This window comes from Mesorhizobium sp. M7A.F.Ca.CA.004.12.1.1, from assembly GCF_003997835.1.
Lineage (GTDB): Bacteria > Pseudomonadota > Alphaproteobacteria > Rhizobiales > Rhizobiaceae > Mesorhizobium.
Genome location: NZ_RZRK01000672.1, coordinates 1 through 3,405, shown reverse-complemented (window position 1 = coordinate 3,405; position 3,405 = coordinate 1). Strand labels below are relative to the sequence as shown.

Genomic DNA, 3,405 nt, shown 5'->3' with positions numbered 1-3,405 from the left:
CGATACCTCTGCCGCGCTCGACCGGGTCAAGCGCAGCGGCCTGCGCGATCAGTGGGAGGCGCGGGCAGCGCTGGACCTCGAAGCCGCGAGGCTCGCCGCCTTGCGCCACACGCCAGCCGACCTCGATCGGATGCGGCAATTGCTTGCCGCGCGCGGCACTGTCGCCGAAGGCGGAAGCGAAGCCTTCATCCGGCGCGATCTCGCCTTCCACAAATCGGTTGTCGCGGCGTCCGGCAACAGGGCGATGATGGAGCTCTACGACTTCTTCACCGCTGCCATCACCGAGACCATCCATGCCACCATCGACGGCGATCTGCCCGAGCCGGACCACCAGGCGCATGCGGCAATCGTCGACGCCATTGCCGCGAGCGATCCCGAGCGCGCCGTTGCCGCCGTCCGAGCCTTCATGGCGCCGGTGCTTGCCCAACTTGAAAGACTGCTTTCGCAATGAACCAGAGTTTTCGTCAGCCTGATCCGAAGGCCGAGGTCGAGGGTCTGGAACTCATCGGTGCCGAGGCCGACAGCCTGCCCATGCCGCAGCCGCCTGAACTGCGCAGCCGTGCGGCGCGCATCGTGCTTGGCGCGAGCCTTGTGCTGATCGCCTTCAGTCTGCGGCCGCTGTTTTCGAGCCTGTCGGTGCTGTTGCCCGAGGTGATGCAGGCAACCGGGCTGTCGACAACGGGCGCCAGCCTGCTGACGACGCTGCCCGTCCTGTGCCTCGGCCTGTTCGCGCCCTTCGCGCCAAGGCTTGCGCAGCGCTATGGAGCCGAGCGCACTTTGCTCGGGGCGCTCGCCTTGCTGGTGCTGGGAACCGGCCTGCGCTGGTTCGGTACGGTTCCTCTGCTGTTTGTCGCGACTTTCCTGGCCGGCGGCGCCATTGCCATCGGCAATGTGCTGCTGCCGGGCCTGGTGAAGCGCGATTTCGCCGACAGGGCCGCCGTCATGACCGGGCTCTACACCATGGCGCTCTGCGCCGGCTCGGCCGCCGCCGCCGGCTTCACGCTGCCGATCGAGCATTTTGTCACCGGTTCATGGTCCGGAGCACTTGCTGCCTGGGCGGTGCCGACCCTGATTGTGTTGCTGATCTGGATTCCGCAGGCGCTGGGCAGCCGGCGGCAAGTGAGCCATCAAGGCTTTCGCGTCGTCGGGCTTTGGCGCGATCGCCTGGCCTGGCAGGTGACGCTGTTCATGGGGCTGCAGTCGGCGCTCGCCTATTGCATCTTCGGCTGGCTGGCGCCGATCCTGCGCGAGCGTGGCTTCGATGCGGCCACCGCTGGCGCCATGGTTTCGGTGTCAGTGATGGCGCAGGTCATCACCTGCCTCGCCGTGCCATCCTTTGCGATGCGGCTGAAGGACCAGCGCGGCATCAATGTGGCGCTCGTTGCCACGGCGGTGGTCGCGCTGCTCGGCATTCTCTTTGCGCCGACCTCGACGATGCTGTTCTGGGCGGTCCTGCAAGGCATCGGGCAAGGTGGCCTTATCGCGGCTGCCATGAGCTTGATCGTGCTGCGTTCGCCGGATTCGCATGTCGCCGCGCATCTTTCAGGCATGGCGCAAGGCGTCGGCTATGTGCTGGCGGCATTCGGTCCGCTGCTGGTGGGCCTGATCCGCGACTGGACCGGCAGTTTCTCGGGAACGGCGTTCCTGTTCGTCGCGCTCGGGCTTGGCGTAGCCATCATGGGGCTCGGTGCCGGCCGTGCGCTGCATGTCGGCGCGCGGACCGTGCGCGAGGGCGAGCAATAGCGTCCGCAATCCTGCACGAAATGTTGACTGCCACGCCCCGGGAATGCCTTGCCGTATGGCCTTGCGCGGATATGTATCGCGCATCAGTCGAACGGAGCGGGCGATGACGAAACACGACATTCAGATCAAGACCAGGGATGGTGTTGCCAATGCCGGGCTTTTCCACTCGGCAAACGCATCTCCTGCCAAGGCCGGCGTCATTCTCTATCAGGACGCCTTCGGTCCGCGGCCGGCGCTCGACGGTATGGCCGAGCGGCTCGCGAATGAAGGCTATGCGGTGCTGGTGCCCGACCTATTCTACCGCAATGCGCCCTACGGGCCGTTCGACGCCAAGACCGCCTTCGCCGAGGAAAAGACCAAAATCCCGCTGATGGCGCTGGTCACCGGCACGACACAGGAGATGACCATCAGCGACAGCGGTGCGTTCCTCGACGCGCTTGCTGCCGAGGGCATCACCGGGCCGATCGGCACCGTCGGCTATTGCATGGGTGGCGGCCGGGCGTTGAACGCCGCCGCTAACTATCCCGACAGGATAAGGGCGGCCGCAAGCTTCCATGGCGGCAATCTGGCCAGCGACGCCGCCGACAGCCCGCATCGCAAGGCAGCCTCCATCAAGGCGCGCGTCTATGTCGGCATGTCGGGTGTCGACAGAAGTTTCCCGCCGGAACAATCGATGCGATTGGAGGAAGCGTTGCGGGTTGCGGAAGTCGACCATGTCATCGAGAACTATGCCGGGATGGCGCATGGCTGGTGCGTGCCCGATCATAGCGTTTTCAACGCCGCGGGTGCCGAACGCCATTGGAAGCGGCTGACGACGTTGTTCGCCGAGACGCTGATCTAAGGCAGCGGTCGCGCCCCTGAGCAGGACGCTACGCGTCTTTGAACCAGAACGGCAGCCGATGCGGCAAAGAGTGAGCGATGCTTGCCCTTTCGACGGCGGCAGATGACTTTCACCTTGCCGCCGCCGGATCGGGCAGCACCTAGGCGTTTGCCTTGCGATAGGCTGCTACGACAAGCCAAATTGCGGAAAGCAGAAAGTAAAACGCGCCGAACCCGGCATAAGGGGCGATGTCCAGAATCGTCGGCGCAGCCGTGCCGAGGGATCGGCTGATCATGAAGCCGCCGGCGAGGGCCGACTGCTCACCACTGAGGATCATCGGCCATTGTGCGCCTTGGTAGCGCCAACGCTTTAGTCCCGTGTTCAGCTGCAGCAGGCCTGAGAGGATCGCCCAAACCCCAAACACGGCCAGAACGGCATACATGCTGTTGTTAACCGCCACGATGACGGCGAGCGCCGTTATCGTGCTGACCACGACATTCAAAGCCTGGGACGAGTTGGCCTTCAGGCCGCCATTTACCCTGGCGTCAACCAGATTGGCGAGAGCGTCCCATGCCGGGTAGATCACGAGCAGAAACGCGGTGGGACCGGGTTGCCCGTTGAACAGGATGGCGGCAGCAACCCAGGCGATAGAAAATATGGCGCGTGCGAAATAATAGGATCGTAGCCATCCGGACCGGGTGAAAGATTGGTTTTGCATTGGCAGATTCCTTGTTGCTGTCTACCTATTAGTAGGTAGACAAAACCCCTAAGTCAACCCAATGTCCGGAACACCTCCCTGTGAGAATCGGGAACGATGCAACCTTGACAGTTCGCCTACCAGA

The 3,405-nt window shown here is 63.9% G+C and carries 4 protein-coding genes; 3 read left to right on the top strand and 1 reads right to left on the bottom strand.

Features of this window, described 5'->3' with window-relative positions; genetic code table 11:
- The 3 genes from EN984_RS27390 to EN984_RS27380 form a co-directional block, all read left to right on the top strand.
- Window positions 1–451, top strand: a 451-nt coding sequence (locus EN984_RS27390) for an FCD domain-containing protein (protein WP_164765678.1), incomplete at its 5' end; no start/stop codon positions are given.
- Window positions 448–1,743, top strand: coding sequence for an MFS transporter (locus EN984_RS27385; RefSeq protein ID WP_127267736.1), 1,296 nt, complete (start codon window positions 448–450; stop codon window positions 1,741–1,743). The genes EN984_RS27390 and EN984_RS27385, both read left to right, overlap by 4 nt.
- A gap of 103 nt (window positions 1,744–1,846) precedes the next feature.
- Window positions 1,847–2,584, top strand: coding sequence for a dienelactone hydrolase family protein (locus EN984_RS27380; protein WP_127267737.1), 738 nt, complete (start codon window positions 1,847–1,849; stop codon window positions 2,582–2,584).
- A gap of 139 nt (window positions 2,585–2,723) precedes the next feature.
- On the opposite strand, the gene EN984_RS27375 is transcribed toward EN984_RS27380, so the two are convergent.
- Window positions 2,724–3,281, bottom strand: a complete 558-nt coding sequence (locus EN984_RS27375; protein WP_127267738.1) for a DUF308 domain-containing protein — start codon at window positions 3,279–3,281, stop codon at window positions 2,724–2,726.
- Window positions 3,282–3,405 lie beyond the last annotated feature (124 nt).